A 16,605-nucleotide genomic window follows, 5' to 3' on the forward strand; every position below is an offset into this window, starting at 1 on the left:
CCCGATGACCGACCTGGAGCTCGCGCGCATCGCCGGGGGCACGGTGGCCCTGCACGACGCCCGCCGCAAGGTGCGCTGGACCGTCGAGCTCGAGCCGTTCGAGATCGGGGTGTACGCCGTCACGCAGGAGCAGCTCGCCGAGCTCATCGGCGAGACGGCGACGCACCCGCGGCGGCCCGCGACCGGGGTGAGCTGGCTGCGCGCCATCCGCTTCTGCAACGCCGCGTCGGAGTGGGAGGGACTCGACCCGGCGTACACGTTCGAGGGCGAGGAGGTCACCTGGCACGTCGACGCCGACGGGTACCGACTGCCGACCGAGGCCGAGTGGGAGTTCGCGTGCCGGGCGGGCTCGACCGGGCCGCACTACGGGCCGCTGCCCGACATCGCATGGACCAGCGCCGACGGCGTGTCGACGCCCCAGGATGTGGGCGGCAGGCTGCCGAACCTCAACGGCCTGTTCGACACGCTCGGCAACGTGTGGGAGTGGTGCTGGGACCTGCTCGACCCCGCACGGTACGACGACTACCGGGTCTTCCGCGGCGGCGGCTTCGCCGACGACGCGTGGAGCGTCCGCGCGTCGACGCGACGGGGCGGTGCGCCGCGCATGCACCACGAGGACGTCGGCGTGCGGGTCGCGCGCGGCGGGTTCGACGCGACGGATGCCGCGCAGGGCTGGTCCGCGCAGGCCGACCTCGAGCGCGCCGCGATCGACGGGCCCCTGCCGTTCGGGTGGACCCCGCGACGCTGAGCCGCGCCGAGCCAGCGGCCGAGCCGTAGGATCACGACATGCCGCCGATCCGGAGGACGTCGCTCGACGCACTGGCGACGTTCGTCGCCGTGGCGCGCGCCGGGTCGGTCACCGGCGGAGCCGACGAGCTCGGCCTGACCCAGTCGACGGTCTCCGCCCAGTTGCAGGCGCTCGAGCGCGAACTGGGCTATCGCGTGTTCGACCGCACGCCGCGCGGGGTGACGCCCACGAGCCGCGGCCGGGCGCTGCTGGCCCGCATCGGCGGCGCGATGGACGCCGCCGTGGAGGCGGCGTCGGATGCGACCGGTGCCGGAGCGGGCGCGCACACCGTCGTCCTCGGCGGCCCGGCCGAGTTCCTCTCGACGGTGGTGCTGCCGCGGCTGCGCGAGTGGGCGGATCCCGAGCTCGACGTGCGGGTGCGGTTCGGCGAGACGCCGGAGCTCCTGGCCGCGCTGGAAGCCGCGGAGCTGGACCTGGTCGTGAGCACCACGCAGCCGCGCATCCGCGGGATCGAGTTCGCGCCACTGTTCGACGAGCGGTTCGTGCTCGTCGTGCCGCCCGCCCTCCTCGGGGCGTTCCGCGACGATCCCGACGCAGTACCGGTCGTCGCGTACGGCGAGCAGCTGCCGATCATCCGACGGTACTGGCGCTCCGTGTTCGACCGGCGCCCGTCCGGCCTGCGGCCGGCCGCGATCGTGCCCGACCTGCGGGTGCTCGCGGGACTCGCGGCCGACGGCGTGGGCATGACCGTGCTGCCGACCTACCTCGCCGATCCGTACCTCGCGGCGGGCCGGCTCGTCGATCCCGTCGGACCGGCCGACCCGCCGCTCAACACGGTGTACCTCGCCAGGCGCCGGTCGCGTCCGGGGGCGAACCCCGCGACGGATGCCGCGGCGCAGCGACTCCACGCCATGCTGCGCGCCTGACCGGCAGAGGTCAGGCCGACAGGAGCGCCACGACCTCGCGGCCGACCCCGGTCGCCGACTGCGGGTTCTGGCCCGTCACGAGCCGCTCGTCGACGACGACCTGCTCGGTGAAGTCCGGACCGGGGACGTGCGTGGCGCCCTTCGCCTCGAGTTCCTCGGCGAGGAGGAACGGGACCACCTCGGTGAGCTCGACCGCGGCCTCCTCGGCGTTGGTGAACCCGGCCACGCGCTTCCCGGCGACGAGCGGCGTGCCGTCGCCGAGCGTGATGCCGACGAGCGCCGCGGGGCCGTGGCAGACCGCGGCGACCACGCCGCCCTGCTCGTACACGGCGCGGCCGACCGCGTTCACGGCCGCGTCGTCCGGGAAGTCCCACATCGTGCCGTGCCCGCCCACGAAGAGCACGGCGTCGTAGCGCGACGCGTCGACGTCGGCGAGCTTCGGGGTGTCGGCCAGCTGGGCGGCGATCGACGCGTCGGCGAAGAACTCGTTCTGCGCGGCGTCCGACTCGTCACGGCCGACCTGCGGGGGCATGCCGCCGGCGATCGACGCGATGTCGACGGCGAACCCGGCGTTCGCGAACTCCCGCCAGGGGTGCGCCGCCTCGCCGGCGTGGTATCCGGTCCTCCGGATGCCGCCCAGGTCGTCGTGGCTCGTCAGCACCAGCAGCACTCGCTTCTCGGTCATCGGACTGTCTCCCTCGTTCGCTTCGGTTCTGGATGGACATGTCGACGGTACGGAGGCGGCGCCATCCGGAACCAACCGGACGGTCGATGCGGGCCATCGGAATTCCGATGGCGCGGGACCCGCCTGTGACACGATGCGGTGACGGCCGGGCCGCGTGAGCCCGGTCGACCGACGAGGCGAGGAGGAGCCGACCGTGGCGAAGCGCGAGATCATCGGCCAGCGGAACGATCCCGAGATGCCGAGGTACGCCGGCATCGCCACGTTCGCGCTGCTGCCGCGGCTCGAGGAGGTCGAGCACGCCGACCTCGCGGTGGTCGGCATCCCGTTCGACTCGGGCACGAGCTTCCGGCCCGGCGCGCGGTTCGGCCCGGCGCACATCCGCGAGCACTCGCGCCAGCTGCATCCGTACCACCAGTTCCACGAGACGTACCCCTTCGGCGACCAGCAGGTCGTCGACGCGGGCGATCTCGCGGTGGGTCCGTACGACATCGCGCAGGCGGTCGAGCGCATCCACGCGGGGGCCGACCGACTGGTGCGGCAGGGTACGAGGGTCCTCGCGCTCGGCGGCGACCACACGGTCGCGCTGCCGCTCCTGCGCGCGGCGGCGGCAGCGCATGGCCCGCTCGCCGTCGTCCACTTCGACGCGCACCTCGACACCTGGGACGTGCTGCACGGCGCGAGCCTCTGGCACGGCTCGCCGTTCCGGCGCGCCGCCGAGGAGGGGCTGCTCGACCTCGAGCACTGCCAGCACGTGGGGATCCGGAGCGGCGTCTACGGGCCGGACGAGCTCGACGACGACCGGCGCGCGGGCTTCGAGCTCATCCGCAGCGAGGAGTTCCAGCGGCGCCCGATGGAGGACATCGCGGCGGACATCCGACGCCGTGTCGGCTCCCGGCCCGTCTACGTCTCGATCGACATCGACGTGCTCGACCCGTCGCAGGCGCCCGGCACGGGCACGCCCGAGGTCGCAGGCATCACGACGCGCGAGCTGTTCGCCGTGCTCCGGGGCCTCGCGGAGCTGCCCGTCGTCGGCGCCGACGTCGTCGAGGTCGCCCCGGCCTACGACCACGCGGGCATCACGGGCCTCGCCGCCGCCCACGCCGCGTGGGAACTGCTGACGCTGATGGGCCTCAGCGCTCGGACGTGACGCAGCCGGGCTCGACCGGCTCGCCCGCGAACCGCGCCGCGGTCCACTCGATCAGCTCGGGCACGAGCGGCGAGTCCGGCTCGACGAGCGGCACGTGGTCGCGACCCGCGTACACGCGGTAGTCGACCTGCTGGCCGGCCGCGCAGAGGTCCTCGACGTAGGCGTCCTGCGCCGCGCGCACGACGAGCTGGTCGGCCGCGCCCTGGCCCAGCAGGAGCGGGGCGCTGATCGTGGGCGGCGGCGTGTTCTCGACGAGGCGCTCGCCGAAGGGGCCGGTGGTCGGGTCGGCCGATCCGATCTCCGGGTCGCGCGAGAGGCCCAGCACGTTCAGCACCGACACGAAGCTGCTGGGTTCGGCGAGGCAGCGCTCGGCCATCCGCCGCACCGTGACCTCGGCGCCCGGGCGCACGTACTCCCGGTAGGTGACATCCGGGTAGATCGCGGTGTAGGCGGCGATGACGAACGCCTCGAAGATCGACCCGCCCGTGACGTTCGGGAGGTTCTCGATGAGCCCGGCGAGGTTCGACGCCGGCGCCAGGGCTGCGACGCCCGCGAGGTCGAGCTCGGGTGCGTACGCGTCGGCCAGCGCCCCCGTCCAGAGCGCCGCGCCGCCGCCCTGCGAGTGCCCCCAGACGACGGTCTGCTCGCCGAGCTTCGCCTCCTCCAGTTCGGATGCCGCGCGGCGGGCGTCGATCGCCGCGTGCGCGCTCGGCCGGCCGATGAGGTACGGGTGCGGGCCGGGCGTCCCGAGCCCGAGGTAGTCGGTCGCGACGAGCGCCCAGCCGTTGTCGATCACGTCCGGGAGCAGGAACAGCGCACCCGACTCGAACGGTTCCTCGGCGAGCGACGGCGCACAGGGCTGCGCGAACCCGGTCGTGCCGTGCGTCCAGTCGATGACCGGGAAGTCCTCGCCCTCGGCGGGCACGACGACGATCCCGCTGGCGACCGCGGGCTCGCCCTCCTCATCGGTGGTGGTGTAGAGGATGCGCCAGGCGACGGCGTTCTCGGGCACCCCGCGCTCGAACGGCTCGGCCCGGATGAGGCGCCCGGGCTCGCCGGGCACATCGCGCGGTGCCGCGTAGAAGTCGTCGACGACCGGGGAGCCGCCACGGAGGGTCGCGCTCACGGATCCCGCGATCACGGCCAGGAGCACGGCGACGACCGCCGCGATCGTCCGAGTCCAGCGGCGGAGCCCCGTCGGCTCAGCGGCGTCCCGGGGCTTCGGTCGCGTGCCCCGGACCGCGTGCCACACGAGCAGCAGGCCGATGATGATGAGCCGCGCGCCGAAGACCACGGCGACGACGAGCAGGGTGATGTCGGGCCAGAGGAGCGCGAGCAAGCCGAACGCGATCCCGGCGACGCCGAGCAGGCTCGCGGCGATCCGGGCGTCCCAGGTCGCGCCGCGCCGGAACGCCGCGACCAGAGACAGCACGCCGTTCACGACCAGGGCGACGGCGACGACGAGCGCGACCGTGCGCACGGTGAGGCCGGGGAACACGAGGACGAACAGGCCCGCCAGGATCCACAGGATCGCCGTGACCACTCGCCACCGCGGCATCCGCTCCTCGTCGTCGGGATCGCCCCCACCGGCGAGCTCGAGGATGCCGCTCAGGATCAGGCCCGCGCCGATGAGGATCGCGAGGACCCCCAGCGACGTCGTCGGCCGGGTCAGGATGACCGCGCCGAGGAGCACGGCCACGATGCCGATGACGCCGCGGACCCACCGCGGAAGGCGGGCGAACCACGTCTCGATCCTGTTCGTCATGCGTGCTCCTCGGAGGCGGGGGCCCGCTCGCCGGTCTCCGCGGCACGGCGGCGTTGCACGCGCGTGTACAGCGTCACGGCGACGTTCGAGACGAGTGCATAGATGATCGCCGTGCCGGCGAAGCTCTCGGCCGGGAAGATCGAGGCGGCCAGTCCGATCGCCAGGCCGGGATTGCGGTTCGCGCAGGCGATCGCGAGCACGACGGCGTCGGTGCGGTCGGGGCCGCCGAGCGCGTGGCCGACCGCGAGTCCCGAGGCCGTGAACGCGAACATGACCACAAGGGTCACGAGCGAGAGCGCGCTGAGGACCGCGGGGAAGACCAGCACGAGCAGGGCGAGCAGCGCGACGAGCATCAGGCTGTTCGCGACGCCGACGAGCCGGCCGCCGAACCGCTCCCCGAAGACCGGCCACAGGCGCCCCACGACGAATCCGACCGCGAGCGGCAGCAGCACCTGGACGAGCATCGCGCTCGCGATGGTGAGCGGCGAGAGGCCGAACGGGCGGTCCATGAGGCGCCCGATGAGGTCGGAGAGGATCGGGATGAGGACGGGCGAGACCAGCGCGACCGCGAACGCGAGCCCGTAGGCGTAGCGGGCCCGGCCGCCGGAGCCGATCTCGGTGCGCGGCAGGAGCGCCGGGATCGGCGTGAGCGCGATCACGACGAGCGCCACCTCGGCCGCATGCGGGAAGTCGAGGTAGACATGGGCCGCGAGGGCGAGAACGGGCATCACGACGAACATCGCCACGAGTGAGACGAACAGGGCCCGAGGACGACGCAGCACCGACAGGAGGTCGTCGGGCTGTGCGGAGAGGCCGTACCCGAAGACCGTGATGGCGACGGTCGCCTGGATCACGGTCGAGACGATCGACAGGATGTCCATGTCCGCTCCTCGCCACCCCTACCCGGACACGCCCGAACCGGCCGGTGACGCCGCGCGAATGACCGCCGGAAGCCATCGGTCGAGCGACTCCCACACCGCCGCGCGGGCGGGCGCGGCCGAAAGCGTGACGTCGTGGAGCGCGCCCTCGATGCGGCGGATCCAGACGTCGGAGCCGAGGTCGGCGGCCCGCCTCGCGACGCCGCCGACGTCGATCGCGGTGTCGGCGAACCGCATCTGCTCCGACCAGACGGGCTGCAGCATGCTCCGCGCCGAGAGGAGAACGAGCACCGGGATGCGGATGCCGAGCCCCTTCGCCACGGTGGCATGTCCGCGGAGCACCGCGTTGAGCCATCCCCGGCTCGTGCGGAAGCCGTGCTCCGGGCGCCACTCGCGCTCGTAGGTCCACTCGCCGCCGAGCTCCGCGGAGACGGTGCGGCTGTAGAAGCCGAGGTCGACCTCGGGGAACGGCGCGTGCGGATGGATGACCGCGCCCACCTGCACCATCGGCTCCAGGATGGCGCGGCCCACCGCGCGGGTCTGGAACTCGAGCCACGGGGCGTTGAGCACGAGCCCGTCCGCGACGTCCGGATGCCGTGCCGCCCACAGGCTCAGCGTGAGGCCGCCGGTGGAGTGCCCCATGAGCACGAGCGGTTCGACGCCCCGTGTGCGGATCACGTCGATCGCCGCGTCGAGCTCCTCGTCGTAGGCCGCGAGGTCGTCGACGTAGCCGGGCGTCTGGTGCGGCCGCAGGCTCCGACCGTACTTGCGCAGGTCGAGGGCGTGGAAGCGCGCGCCCCGGCGCACCCAGTACTCGGCGAGCTCGCGCTGGAAGAAGTAGTCCGACCACCCGTGCACGTAGAGGACGTCGAACCGGCCGGGGCCGTCGATGACCTCGTCGCGCACCCGGCGGACGAGCGTCGCCACGACGGGGCCCTCGGCGTCGGGCGCCAACTCGAGCTCGAGGCGCTCGTACGGCGTCCCGAGCACGTCGGGTGTCCAGTGGCTCCCGCCCATGAGCACCTCCCGAACGATCGTCGGTCCCTACTCGCCCACGGTAAGGACACGAGGGTGTCGGCGAATCACGGGAATGCGTAGTCTTCTCGCAGGGTCCGGTTCGCATCGGCCGGGCCGTATGGTCTGAGCTCCCGGGGGTGATGCGAGTGCTCGGTCGCGCCCGCGAGCGGTCGCTCGTCGAGGGGCTGCTCGAGCGGACCCGGAAGGGTGCCGGTGGAGCCCTGGTCATCACGGGCGACCCGGGGATCGGGAAGACGGTGCTGCTCGACCACGGCGTCGGCGCCGCCGTGGGGTTCAGGGTGGCGACGGCGACCGGCGTGCAGGCCGAGCGTGAGCTCCCCTTCGCCGGGCTGCAACGGGTCCTCAGCGCCGTCCCGGACGCGGCCGACCGACTGCCCGAATCGCAGGGCGACGCGATCCGCGTCGCGCTCGGCGGCGCCGACCAGCCGGCGCCGCGGCCGTTCGTGCTCGGGATGGCCGTGCTCGGGCTGCTGCGCGAGGCGGCACGCGACGGGCCCGTGCTCTGCGCCGTCGACGACGTGCACTGGCTCGACGCGTCGAGCGTCCAGGTGCTCGGCTTCGTCGCTCGCCGCGTGGAGCGGCTGCCGGTCGCGATGCTCTTCGTCAAGCGAGCCGGACTCGACGTCGCGGGCGTGGACGGCATCCCGACGCTCGCCCTCGGCGGCCTCGACGAGACGGACTCGCGAGTGCTGCTGCGTTCGATCGCCGGTGGTCCGATGGACGAGGAGGTGATGGCCCGAATCCTCGCCGAGTCCGGGGGAAACCCGCTCATGATCCAGGAGGGGACCAGGGCGAGCCTCGTGCACGGGCTCGAGCGCGAGCCGGGCCCGGACGCGCGCGCGCTGCCGGTGGTGAACCGACTGGAGCAGGCCTTCGGTTCGCGGATCGCGCAGCTTCCCGAGCCCGCCGCGGTCGTGCTGCTGCTCGCAGCCGCGGACCCCACCGGCGATCCCCGGCTCATCGCCCGGGCGGCGAACGGCATCGGAAGGTCCATCGACGACCTCGAGGCCGCCGAGGCGGCGGGCCTCGTCCGCATCGGCCGGCGGCTGACGTTCGAGCACCCGCTCGTGCGCTCGGCAGCCTACGGGCGCGCGAGCCCCGAGGAACTGCGCCGTGTGCACGCCGCACTCGCCGAGGCGACCGACCGGCAGCGCGACCCGGATCGCAGGGCATGGCACCAGGCGTTGGGCACGTTCGGGCTGTCGGAGACGGCGGCCGCCGCGCTCGAGCAGTCAGCGGGCCGTGCAGGGGCCCGCGGCGGCTTCCTCGCCGCCGCCGCGTTCTACGAGCGCGCGGTGCACCTCGCGGAGTCGCCCGCGACCCGGCTGCGATGCGCGGTCGCGGGCGCGACGGCGCTCGAGCTGGCCGGAGCGCAGCCGCGGGCGCTCCGGATGCTGACCGAGGCGCGCCGGGATGCCGACGATCCCGCGGACCGGGCCCGCCTCGACGTCGTACGGGGCCGGCTCCTCTTCACGCTGGAGCGCAGCGAGCGCCCCGTGGAGCTCTTCCTCTCCGCCGCCCGAACGCTCGCCGAGTTCGACCGGGCGGCCTCGCGCGAGGCCTACCTCGACGCGCTGTCGGCGGCGACGCTCGCCGCATCGGGCGAGGACGGCAGTGGCATCCGCTCGATCGCCGAAGGCACTCGGGCGGCGCCTCCGCCGGCGCCGGGGGAGCGCCGGACCGTCGACCGGCTCCTCGACGTGATGCGCGACCTCGTCGTCGCCGAGCCCGCGGCATCCCTGCCCCTGCTGCGCCGCCACCTGCTCGAGTTCTCGGACGTCTCCGAGGAGCCGGGCATCCGGGCGCGCTGGCTCTGGATCGCGAGCCGACTGGCGGCGATCGGCTGGGACGACGCCCGCTGGAGCGCCTTCATCGACGAGGGCGCCGCGACAGCTCGCGCAGCGGGCGCGCTCACGGCGGTGGCGGCGACGATCACGACCGGGGTGTCGCTCGAGTTGCTCCGCGGGCGTGGCGCGCGTGCGCGGGAGCTCGCCGACGAGGCGCTGGAGATCTGGGACTCGATCGCGATTCCACGTGCGGCATACGGGGTGGGGGCCATCGCCGCGTGGGAGGGCGAACCCGAGGGCGAGGACCTGCTCCGCGCGGCACTGGACGACGGTGAGCAGCGCGGCGAGGGCATGGTACGACCGTTCGTGCACTGGGCACGCGCGCTGCATGCCGTCGGCGGTATGCGGTACGACGAGGGCCTGACCCACGCGCTGGCCGCGACGCGCTATCCCCTCGTCATCGTGTACTCCACCTGGGCGCTCGTCGAGGCCGTGGAGTCCGGGGCGCGCGGGGGCGACCGGGCGGCGGCCGAGCAGGCGATGCAACGCCTCGCCGTGTCGACGGAGGCGTCGGGGTCCGACTGGGCGCTCGGCGTCCGCGCTCGGTCGGCGGCACTGCTCGCGGACCGCCCGGAGGAGGCCGAGCGCCTGCATCTGGAGGCGATCGACCGCCTCTTGCGAACCGGACTGCGTGCGGAGCAGGCGAGGGGCGAGCTGCTCTACGGCGAGTGGCTCCGACGTCAACGCCGCCGTGCCGACGCGCGCGTGCACCTCGACCGCGCCCACGCGGCGTTCGCCGAGATGGGGGCACACGCCTTCCGACGGCGCGTGGAGGGAGAGCTCGCCGCGCTCGGCGCCGCCGCGCCGGCCGCGACCGAGTCGGGCGAGCTCTCGACGCAGGAGATCGTCGTAGCCCGCCTCGCGAGCGAGGGCCTGTCGAACGCGGCGATCGCCACTCGCATGCACCTCAGCGCGAGCACCGTCGACTACCACCTGCGGAAGGCGTTCCGGAAGCTCGGCATCTCGTCGCGCGCGCGGCTGCACATCGCGCTGGCCGAACGCGAGTCCTCGGCAGAGCAGCGGGCCGCGGCATCCGACCGCTGACGACTACGCGATCGCGTGATGCGCAGCGCCGGACGCGGAACGTACCGTCGGAGCAACCTCACCCGACCACGGGGATCCGGAAGGCGAGGCCCCGCACCATGTTCGACCTGGCCGAAGCGACGCTCACGGAGCTGCTCGTCGCGGCCGCCGTCGCGCTGACGATCGCGTTCGCGCTGGGCGTCGTCGTGGTGCTGCTGCTCCGCCGGCTCGCCACGCGCTGGAACGTCACCGTGCTCTCCGGACGGCTCTGGCAGTCCCCCGTCGTCGCGATCATCATGCTCGCCGCCGTCCAGCCCGTCATCCAGGAGCTCGATCGGCGCTGGGCCTCGGGGCTCGGGCAGCTCCTCGTCATCGCGCAGATCTGCGCCGTGCCGTGGCTCGCGGTCGTGCTCGTGCGGACCGCGACGAAGGGCGCCCTCGCGCGGTATCCGGAGACCGGACTGCGCGACGAGCGATCGCGGCACGTGCCCTGCCGCGAGTCCGGCAGGAGCACATCGACGCCGCAGCGCAGAAGGGATCGACATGACCGAGCTGACGGGAGTGAACCTCGGCAACTGGCTCGTCCTCGAGAAGTGGATGGCGCCCGAGCTGTTCGCGGGGACCGACGCGGAGGACGAGTGGCACCTGACCCACGCCCTCGACGAGACCGCACGGCGCGAGCGGTTCACGGTGCACCGCGACACGTGGATCACGGGGCGCGACTTCGCCTACCTCGCCGCACGGGGGGTGCAGCTCCTGCGACTGCCCGTGCCGTACTTCGTCTTCGGGGACGTGCCGCCCTTCGTCGGCTGCGTCGAGTACGTCGACCGCGCCTTCGATTGGGCGGAGCGGTACGGCATCCGCATCCTGCTCGACCTGCACACCGTGCCCGAGAGCCAGAACGGGTTCGACAACGGCGGGATCTGCGGAGTCTGCCGATTCCACCAGCACCCCGAGCACGTCGAGTTCGCGCTCACGGTGCTCGAGCGGCTCGCGGCGCGGTACGGCGACCGGCCGGGACTGTGGGGCATCGAGGTGCTCAACGAACCCATCTCGCCGGAGCTGTGGGCGCTCCTCGACGTGCCGAAGCGGTACCCGGCCGTCGATCCGGAGCGAGCGGCCGGGTCGGAGGGCGTGCCGACGGCGTTCCTGCAGTCGTTCTACCGCGACGCGTATCGTCGCATCCGGGCGGCGGCGCCCGCGGCGCGGGTCGTGCTCCACGACGGCTTCCGCATGCGCGAGTGGCTCGATTGGTTCGATGCCGAGGGGTTCGAGAACTTCGCGGTGGACACCCACATGTACGTGATGATGGCCGGCCAGCGCGACCTGCCCGGCTACCTCGAGTACATCGCGGCCACGTTCGGCGACGTGCTCACCGAGGCGTGCCGGCGCTTCCCGGTGATCGTGGGCGAGTGGTGCATGGACACCAAGCAGGCGGCGCTCGCCGGGATGCCCGACGAGGAACGGCGCGAGTACAACCGCACGATCGCCGAAGCGCACCTCGCGGCGTTCGAGCCCGCGGCGGCATGGACCTACTGGAGCTGGCGCATGCACGTCGACACGCCCGAGCTCGACGTGTGGGACTTCCTCCGCGCGACCGAGGCGGGCTTCTTCCCGCCGCGTGGCGCGGGCGGGACGGGCGGGGCAGCGGATGCCGCGTGACGAGACGGAGTTCGTCGCGCCGGTCGAGCCGGTGGTCTGGGGTCGCAGCACCTACACCGTCATCCGGATCCCCGAGGAGCTCGCCGAGGCGGCACGCGACGCCGGGACGCGACGGCTCGAGGGGACGATCGAGGGCGCGGCGGTCAGCCTCGCGGTGACCCGGGCGCCCGTCGTCGACGGACCGTTCGTCTGGGCGGGCCGCTTCCTGCTCCGCCGGATCGGCGCCGAGGCCGGGGCGCCGGTCGAGTGCCGCCTGCGCCCCGCCCACGACGACGACGTGCTCGTGCCGGCGGATGTCGCAGCGCGGCTCGCCGACGCCGGGGTGCTGGAACGGTGGGAGGGACTGCCCCCATCGGATCGTCGCCGCCGCCTGTATCCGATCGAGTCGGCCGGTCGTCCGGAGACCCGCGCCCGGCGGCTCCAGGCGCTCGTCGACGAGCTCAGGTGAGGAAATCTGCGCCGGCGCCGGGGGGCGGCGTGCCGCCGCGTCAAGCCCTGCCCCTCCCGCCTCGGACGTGCCTAGGTTGGGCCGCACGGCAAGGAGAGGAGGCCATCGTGGCTGATTTCGGAGACCTCGGCGACAAGGCGAAGGACTTCGCCGGAGGCGAGAAGGGCGAGGACCTCACAGACCAGGGCCTGGACCGCGCCGACGACGCGGCCGACAAGGTCACGGGCGGCAGGTTCGACGAGCAGACCGACGCCGCCCGCGATGCGGGCGACCGCAAGCTCGGCCAGTAGGTGCCGACTGCGTGGTTCGCGACGCGATCCACGCGACGAGCGGGCGGATGCCGCATGGCATCCGCCCGCTCTCGGCGGTCGGGCCGGACTACCCGGCCTTGGCCGCCGTGCCGATCCACCGCCCGTACATGGCGAGGTCGCGCTCCGCGCGCTCGGCCCAAGCGGCCGCGCCGGCGGCAGAGGGCGAACCGAGCAGGCCCGCGGCACGCTCGAGCTCGCGGGCGACCTTGTCGAGGGCGCCGGCGTCGATCCCGTCGAGCGCCTTCGCGAGACGGTGGTCGAGCTTGTCGGCCGCGTCCGCCGTCACGCACTCCCCGTCCACGGCGTCGTCGAGGGAATCCCGGAGCGAGGCGAGTCCCACCGCGGCCGCGCCGGTCGGGTCGGCGTGCGGGGCGACCGCATCGACCCGGTGCGCGCCCTCGGTGAGGGCCGCGGCCTGCTCGTTCGAGAGCTGGTTGTAGGCGAAGAGGCCCGTGCCGTCGGACCCGGCGGCGTTCACCGCGCGGATCTGCTCGAGCACCGTGGCCGGCGTCGACCCGCGGAACGGTCCGTAGGTCGCCGTGTACAGGTACTCGAACTCGCCGACGCGCTCGCGCATGGCCTCGGTGTCGCGCGCCACCGACGTGCCCGAGGTGCCGAACGACATCCCGGTCAGCACGTCGACGTACCCGCGGTCGACCCAGTCGCCCCAGTTCTGGAACTTCTTGTCTAGGCCGTCCACGGGGTCCGCGAACACGGCGGCCGAGAGCGCGACCTCCGGTGCGACCTCCTGCTGCAACGCGCGCACCTCGCCCACGAACGAGGTGACGTTCGCGATGCGCCAGTCGACCCAGGCCTGCCACTCGGGCGACGCGGGCGTCAGGGTGTACGGGTCGGCGCCGTGCGCGGCCGCGAAGGCGTCGCGCGAGTAGTCGCTGTACGAGTAGCCCGCGGTCTCCCACGGCAGCGAGACCGGGTAGCGGATGTAGTCGAGGTGCACGCCGTCGATGTCGTAGTCGGTCATGAGCTCGGCGAGCAGCGACTGCACGTAGTCCCGCGCCTCGGGGATCGCGGCGTCGAGGAAGTAGTAGCCCGGCTCCGCGATCGAGGGGTGCAGCCCGTCCTTGCCGACGTCCCTGCGCTGGATCGCCGCCCACTCGGGGTGCACCGAGAGCACGGGGCCGACCCCGCCGGTCTGGTCGGAGCCCACGAAGAACGTGTGGATCCACGGGTGGAGCTCCATGCCGCGCTCCCGCGCGCCGTCGATCCAGACCTGCAGCGGGTCGAAGCCGACCATGTTCGGGCGCTGCGGGGCGACGCCCGCGGCGGCCGCGGCATCCGACGGGAAGATCGTGTAGCCCTGGTAGATCGTCTCGAGGAAGATCACGTTGAACCCGGCGTCGTCGATGCGGTCGAGCGACGCCTCGATGGCCTCGGGCGTGGTCTCCTCGGGTCGGACCCACGTCGCGCGGCCCTCGGCCACGCGCGACTCCGCGGTGCGGTACGCGGCGAGCTCGGCGGCGGCGCGAGCCGACGTGGCGAGGTCGACGGCGGAGGCCGCGTCGCCGGCCTCGGCCGCGGCGCGGGCGTCGGCGAGCAGGGCGGCCGACTCGGCGGCGGCGTCGTCGGCGGCGTCCGCGGGGAACGCGAGGCAGGACTCGACGGCCGCGTCGATGCGGCCCGTCGCGTCGTCGAGCGCGCGGTCGGCGCCGAAGATCGCGGTGCGCTCGTCGACGGTCGCACTCAGGGTCGAGCCCTCGATGGCGATCGTCGCGCCGACGACCGCGTTGGCCTGCAGCCAGGTGCCGCGGCTGCCGTGTCCGGAGAGCACGAAGCCGTCGGCGGGGATGTCGCGGTTGTTGCCGCCCGCTCCCGTGACGACGCCGTCCTGCACGGTGACCTCGAAGCCGAAGTCGTTGGTTCCGGTCGTGGCCCGGCCGGAGGCCGGGGTGTACTGGACGAGCTGCTCCGCGCCGCGGCATCCCGGGTAGCAGACGCCCGTGCCGTCGACACCGGGTGGGTTGTTCTCGGCGGTCGGGTCGACCGCGTCGAGCGTGGCGGTCGCCGTGCGCGAGATGACCGGGCCGATGCGGAGGGCGTCGCCGGGCCGGACGTGGTCGCGGAGCCAGGCGCGCACGTCGGGCGTGCCGCCGGGGGAGACCGACAGGACGATGCCGTCGGCCGGGATGGCGTTGTCGCCCGGCTTCCACGACGGGTCGGCGCACGCGGCGAGCACCGTGCACACGCGCTCGACCAGCCAGGTGCCGTCGGCGCCGGGGCGGAGCACGGCCTCGCCGCCGAACTGGTTGGTCTTGGTGGTCGCGCCGAACGCGGGCGTGTAGACGGCCACCATGCCGGCGAGCCGGCTCGGCGGGTTCACGGCCGCGACGGGAAGACGCGCGCCGTCGGCGGCGGTCACCTCGTCGCCCGCCACCGGGGCGGCGGGAGCGGCGCTGGCCGCAGCGGCGGGCGCGGCGCCCACGGCCGGGGCTGCGGTCACGCCGCCGACGGCCAGGGCGGCGGCGGCGCACGCGGCGATCATCGCCAGGCGCCTCGTACGTCTCGATGGGTTCACGATCGATCCTTCGTTCAGGTCGTCTGCCGGCCCGGCGTCGGCGTCGGTGCCGGATCGGTCCGAATGGTTCGGACCAATGGTTGGTCAGGCTAACCACGCTCGCACCTGACCGCAAGAGCCATCGTGTGTCCGACGGGCGAGGGACCCCGGCGGACTCGGCCTCGGGTGGAGGGAGATGGTGCACTCGTGTTGCAGTGGTACGAACCATTTGCTACCGTGCCCGACGGACGCACCCTTCCGCTCCCCGAATCGAAAGGTCCCACAATGACGTTGAACCGAAAGCGACGCGCGCTCGCCGCCGCCGCGGCCGCCTCCGGCCTGGCGCTCGCGCTCGCCGGCTGCAGCCTCGAGGGAGTCGACACCGGCTCCGAGGCATCCGCCGACGAGCTGTCGACGGTCGAAGGCGAGATCAGCTTCGCCACGCTCGAGCTCAGCTCGAACCCCGACCTCGCGAAGTACATCGAGGACACCATCGCCGCCTTCGAGGAGGAGTACCCCGGCACCGAGGTCGAGTGGATCGACGTGCCGTTCGCGGGCGCACAGGAGAAGTTCGCCGCGGACGCCGCGGCCGGCAACCTGCCCGACGTCGTCAACATGAACCCGAACTTCGCGCAGCCCCTCGAGCGCGAGGGCGTCTTCCTGGACATCGACCAGGCCGACCCCGAACTCGCGTCCGAGTACGTCGAGGGCGCCTGGAAGGGCTTCCAGGTGCCGGGCACCGACGGCACCTTCGGCGTGCCGTGGTACCTGACCAGCGAGGTCACCATGTACAACGCCGACCTCTACGAGCAGGCCGGCCTCGACCCCGACGACGCCCCCGAGACCTTCGAGGAGCTCTACGAGGACGCGGCCGCGATCTCCGAGGCCGGAGGCGGCGCCTTCTACGGCCTGCACCCCGCGCTCGAGAACCGGTTCCTCACCGACCTCGCGAAGATCGGCGTGCCGCTCATCGACGAGGACCTCGTCTGGACGTTCAACACGCCCGAGGCCGTCGAGCACGTCGAGATGCTCGCCGAGATGTACCAGTCCGGCGTCTTCCCCGCCGACTCGGTGACCCAGACCCTGAACGACGCCAAGGAGGGCTACCAGGCCGGCACCGTCGCCGTCTTCCCGTCGGGCCCGAACTTCCTCAACGGCATCGAGCAGAACGCTCCCGAGGTCTTCGAGAACACCCGCGTCGCGCCGCAGATCGCGAACGAGGGCGAGCCGATCAACATGTCGGTCATGGGCCTGCTCATCCCGAAGACGAGCGAGAACAAGGGCACCGCGCTCGCGTTCACCAAGTTCATCACCAACGCCGAGAACCAGCTCGCGTTCTCGAAGGTCGCCCCCGTGCTGCCCTCGGTGACCGAGGCGCTCGAGGACCCGTTCTTCCAGGACGACTCCGACGGCACCGAGCTGTCGAAGGCCGTCAAGCTCTCGGCCGACGGCCTCGAGCGGGCCGAGAACCTCACGCCCGTGCAGTACGACGACCAGGTGAAGAACGCCGTGCTGGCCAAGATCCAGCTCGCGCTCACGGGTGAGCTCTCCGCGCAGGACGCGCTCGACCAGGCCGTCGAGGCGGCCAACGAGATCACCGGCGGCGGGGAGTAGT

General features: G+C 73.3%; 14 protein-coding genes. 8 read left to right on the forward strand and 6 right to left on the reverse strand.

Annotated features, from left to right (window positions below; genetic code table 11):
* Positions 1-4: 4 nt before the first annotated feature.
* A complete protein-coding gene (locus WBQ80_RS11910) occupies positions 5-748 on the forward strand; it encodes a formylglycine-generating enzyme family protein (protein WP_336571763.1) in 744 nt (247 codons plus the stop codon).
* A 38-nt stretch (positions 749-786) separates the two neighbouring features.
* A complete protein-coding gene (locus tag WBQ80_RS11915) occupies positions 787-1,674 on the forward strand; it encodes a LysR family transcriptional regulator (RefSeq protein WP_337282565.1) in 888 nt (295 codons plus the stop codon).
* A gap of 10 nt (positions 1,675-1,684) precedes the next feature.
* Here WBQ80_RS11915 and WBQ80_RS11920 read toward each other — a convergent pair whose 3' ends face one another.
* A complete protein-coding gene (locus WBQ80_RS11920; RefSeq protein WP_336571760.1) occupies positions 1,685-2,359 on the reverse strand; it encodes a type 1 glutamine amidotransferase domain-containing protein in 675 nt (224 codons plus the stop codon).
* 193 nt (positions 2,360-2,552) lie between these two features.
* Here WBQ80_RS11920 and speB point away from each other — a divergent pair, with 193 nt between their 5' ends.
* A complete protein-coding gene (gene speB / locus WBQ80_RS11925; protein ID WP_336571759.1) occupies positions 2,553-3,506 on the forward strand; it encodes an agmatinase in 954 nt (317 codons plus the stop codon).
* On the opposite strand, the gene WBQ80_RS11930 is transcribed toward speB, so the two are convergent.
* The 3 genes from WBQ80_RS11930 to WBQ80_RS11940 are packed head-to-tail and all read right to left on the reverse strand — an operon-like array spanning position 3,490 to position 7,166.
* On the reverse strand, positions 3,490-5,271 hold the full coding sequence (locus WBQ80_RS11930; protein WP_336571758.1) for a lipase family protein: 1,782 nt from the start codon (positions 5,269-5,271) through the stop codon (positions 3,490-3,492). The two genes, speB and WBQ80_RS11930, sit on opposite strands and share 17 nt — an antisense overlap.
* Positions 5,268-6,152: a bile acid:sodium symporter family protein gene (locus tag WBQ80_RS11935; RefSeq protein WP_336571757.1), complete on the reverse strand. Its 885-nt coding sequence runs from the start codon at positions 6,150-6,152 to the stop codon at positions 5,268-5,270. Before WBQ80_RS11935 ends, WBQ80_RS11930 begins: the two co-directional genes overlap by 4 nt.
* 18 nt (positions 6,153-6,170) lie before the next feature.
* Positions 6,171-7,166, reverse strand: coding sequence for an alpha/beta hydrolase (locus WBQ80_RS11940; protein WP_336571756.1), 996 nt, complete (start codon positions 7,164-7,166; stop codon positions 6,171-6,173).
* 140 nt (positions 7,167-7,306) lie between these two features.
* Here WBQ80_RS11940 and WBQ80_RS11945 point away from each other — a divergent pair, with 140 nt between their 5' ends.
* The gene (locus WBQ80_RS11945; RefSeq protein ID WP_336571809.1) at positions 7,307-10,078 is read left to right on the forward strand and encodes a helix-turn-helix transcriptional regulator; all 2,772 of its coding nucleotides are present in this window, start codon (positions 7,307-7,309) and stop codon (positions 10,076-10,078) included.
* A 58-nt stretch (positions 10,079-10,136) separates the two neighbouring features.
* Here WBQ80_RS11945 and WBQ80_RS11950 read toward each other — a convergent pair whose 3' ends face one another.
* Positions 10,137-10,379 carry a hypothetical protein gene (locus WBQ80_RS11950; protein ID WP_336571755.1) on the reverse strand — a complete coding sequence of 81 codons (243 nt, stop codon included), beginning with the start codon at positions 10,377-10,379 and terminating at the stop codon, positions 10,137-10,139.
* A 221-nt stretch (positions 10,380-10,600) separates the two neighbouring features.
* Between WBQ80_RS11950 and WBQ80_RS11955 the strand changes: the two genes are divergently transcribed.
* The 3 genes from WBQ80_RS11955 (at position 10,601) to WBQ80_RS11965 (ending at position 12,457) form a co-directional block, all read left to right on the forward strand.
* A complete protein-coding gene (locus tag WBQ80_RS11955) occupies positions 10,601-11,719 on the forward strand; it encodes a glycoside hydrolase family 5 protein (RefSeq protein WP_336571754.1) in 1,119 nt (372 codons plus the stop codon).
* The gene (locus tag WBQ80_RS11960; RefSeq protein ID WP_336571753.1) at positions 11,709-12,167 is read left to right on the forward strand and encodes a YdeI/OmpD-associated family protein; all 459 of its coding nucleotides are present in this window, start codon (positions 11,709-11,711) and stop codon (positions 12,165-12,167) included. The genes WBQ80_RS11955 and WBQ80_RS11960 overlap by 11 nt, the downstream gene beginning before the upstream one ends.
* A 107-nt stretch (positions 12,168-12,274) precedes the next feature.
* Entirely contained in the window at positions 12,275-12,457 is a 183-nt protein-coding gene (locus WBQ80_RS11965) for an antitoxin (RefSeq protein ID WP_336571752.1), read from the forward strand.
* An 88-nt stretch (positions 12,458-12,545) separates the two neighbouring features.
* On the opposite strand, the gene WBQ80_RS11970 is transcribed toward WBQ80_RS11965, so the two are convergent.
* Positions 12,546-15,011, reverse strand: a complete 2,466-nt coding sequence (locus WBQ80_RS11970) for a glycoside hydrolase family 10 protein (protein ID WP_336571751.1) — start codon at positions 15,009-15,011, stop codon at positions 12,546-12,548.
* A 264-nt stretch (positions 15,012-15,275) separates the two neighbouring features.
* Here WBQ80_RS11970 and WBQ80_RS11975 point away from each other — a divergent pair, with 264 nt between their 5' ends.
* A complete protein-coding gene (locus tag WBQ80_RS11975) occupies positions 15,276-16,604 on the forward strand; it encodes an ABC transporter substrate-binding protein (protein ID WP_336571750.1) in 1,329 nt (442 codons plus the stop codon).
* The last annotated feature ends 1 nt before the right edge of the window (position 16,605 follow it).

The sequence above is a fragment of the Agromyces sp. CCNWLW213 genome (assembly GCF_037199545.1).
In the GTDB taxonomy this organism is placed as follows: Bacteria; Actinomycetota; Actinomycetes; order Actinomycetales; family Microbacteriaceae; genus Agromyces.

What these genes read in the sequence shown, in the direction of transcription:
- WBQ80_RS11935 (WP_336571757.1), bottom strand. Translation starts at nt 6,152, where the DNA reads ATGGACATCCTGTCGATCGTCTCGACCGTGATCCAGGCGACCGTCGCC.
- WBQ80_RS11955 (WP_336571754.1), top strand. Translation starts at nt 10,601, where the DNA reads ATGACCGAGCTGACGGGAGTGAACCTCGGCAACTGGCTCGTCCTCGAG.
- WBQ80_RS11975 (WP_336571750.1), top strand. Translation starts at nt 15,276, where the DNA reads ATGACGTTGAACCGAAAGCGACGCGCGCTCGCCGCCGCCGCGGCCGCC.
- WBQ80_RS11950 (WP_336571755.1), bottom strand. Translation starts at nt 10,379, where the DNA reads ATGACGGGCTGGACGGCGGCGAGCATGATGATCGCGACGACGGGGGAC.
- WBQ80_RS11920 (WP_336571760.1), bottom strand. Translation starts at nt 2,359, where the DNA reads ATGACCGAGAAGCGAGTGCTGCTGGTGCTGACGAGCCACGACGACCTG.
- WBQ80_RS11910 (WP_336571763.1), top strand. Translation starts at nt 5, where the DNA reads ATGACCGACCTGGAGCTCGCGCGCATCGCCGGGGGCACGGTGGCCCTG.
- WBQ80_RS11930 (WP_336571758.1), bottom strand. Translation starts at nt 5,271, where the DNA reads ATGACGAACAGGATCGAGACGTGGTTCGCCCGCCTTCCGCGGTGGGTC.
- WBQ80_RS11960 (WP_336571753.1), top strand. Translation starts at nt 11,709, where the DNA reads ATGCCGCGTGACGAGACGGAGTTCGTCGCGCCGGTCGAGCCGGTGGTC.
- WBQ80_RS11915 (WP_337282565.1), top strand. Translation starts at nt 787, where the DNA reads ATGCCGCCGATCCGGAGGACGTCGCTCGACGCACTGGCGACGTTCGTC.
- WBQ80_RS11945 (WP_336571809.1), top strand. Translation starts at nt 7,307, where the DNA reads ATGCGAGTGCTCGGTCGCGCCCGCGAGCGGTCGCTCGTCGAGGGGCTG.
- WBQ80_RS11940 (WP_336571756.1), bottom strand. Translation starts at nt 7,166, where the DNA reads ATGGGCGGGAGCCACTGGACACCCGACGTGCTCGGGACGCCGTACGAG.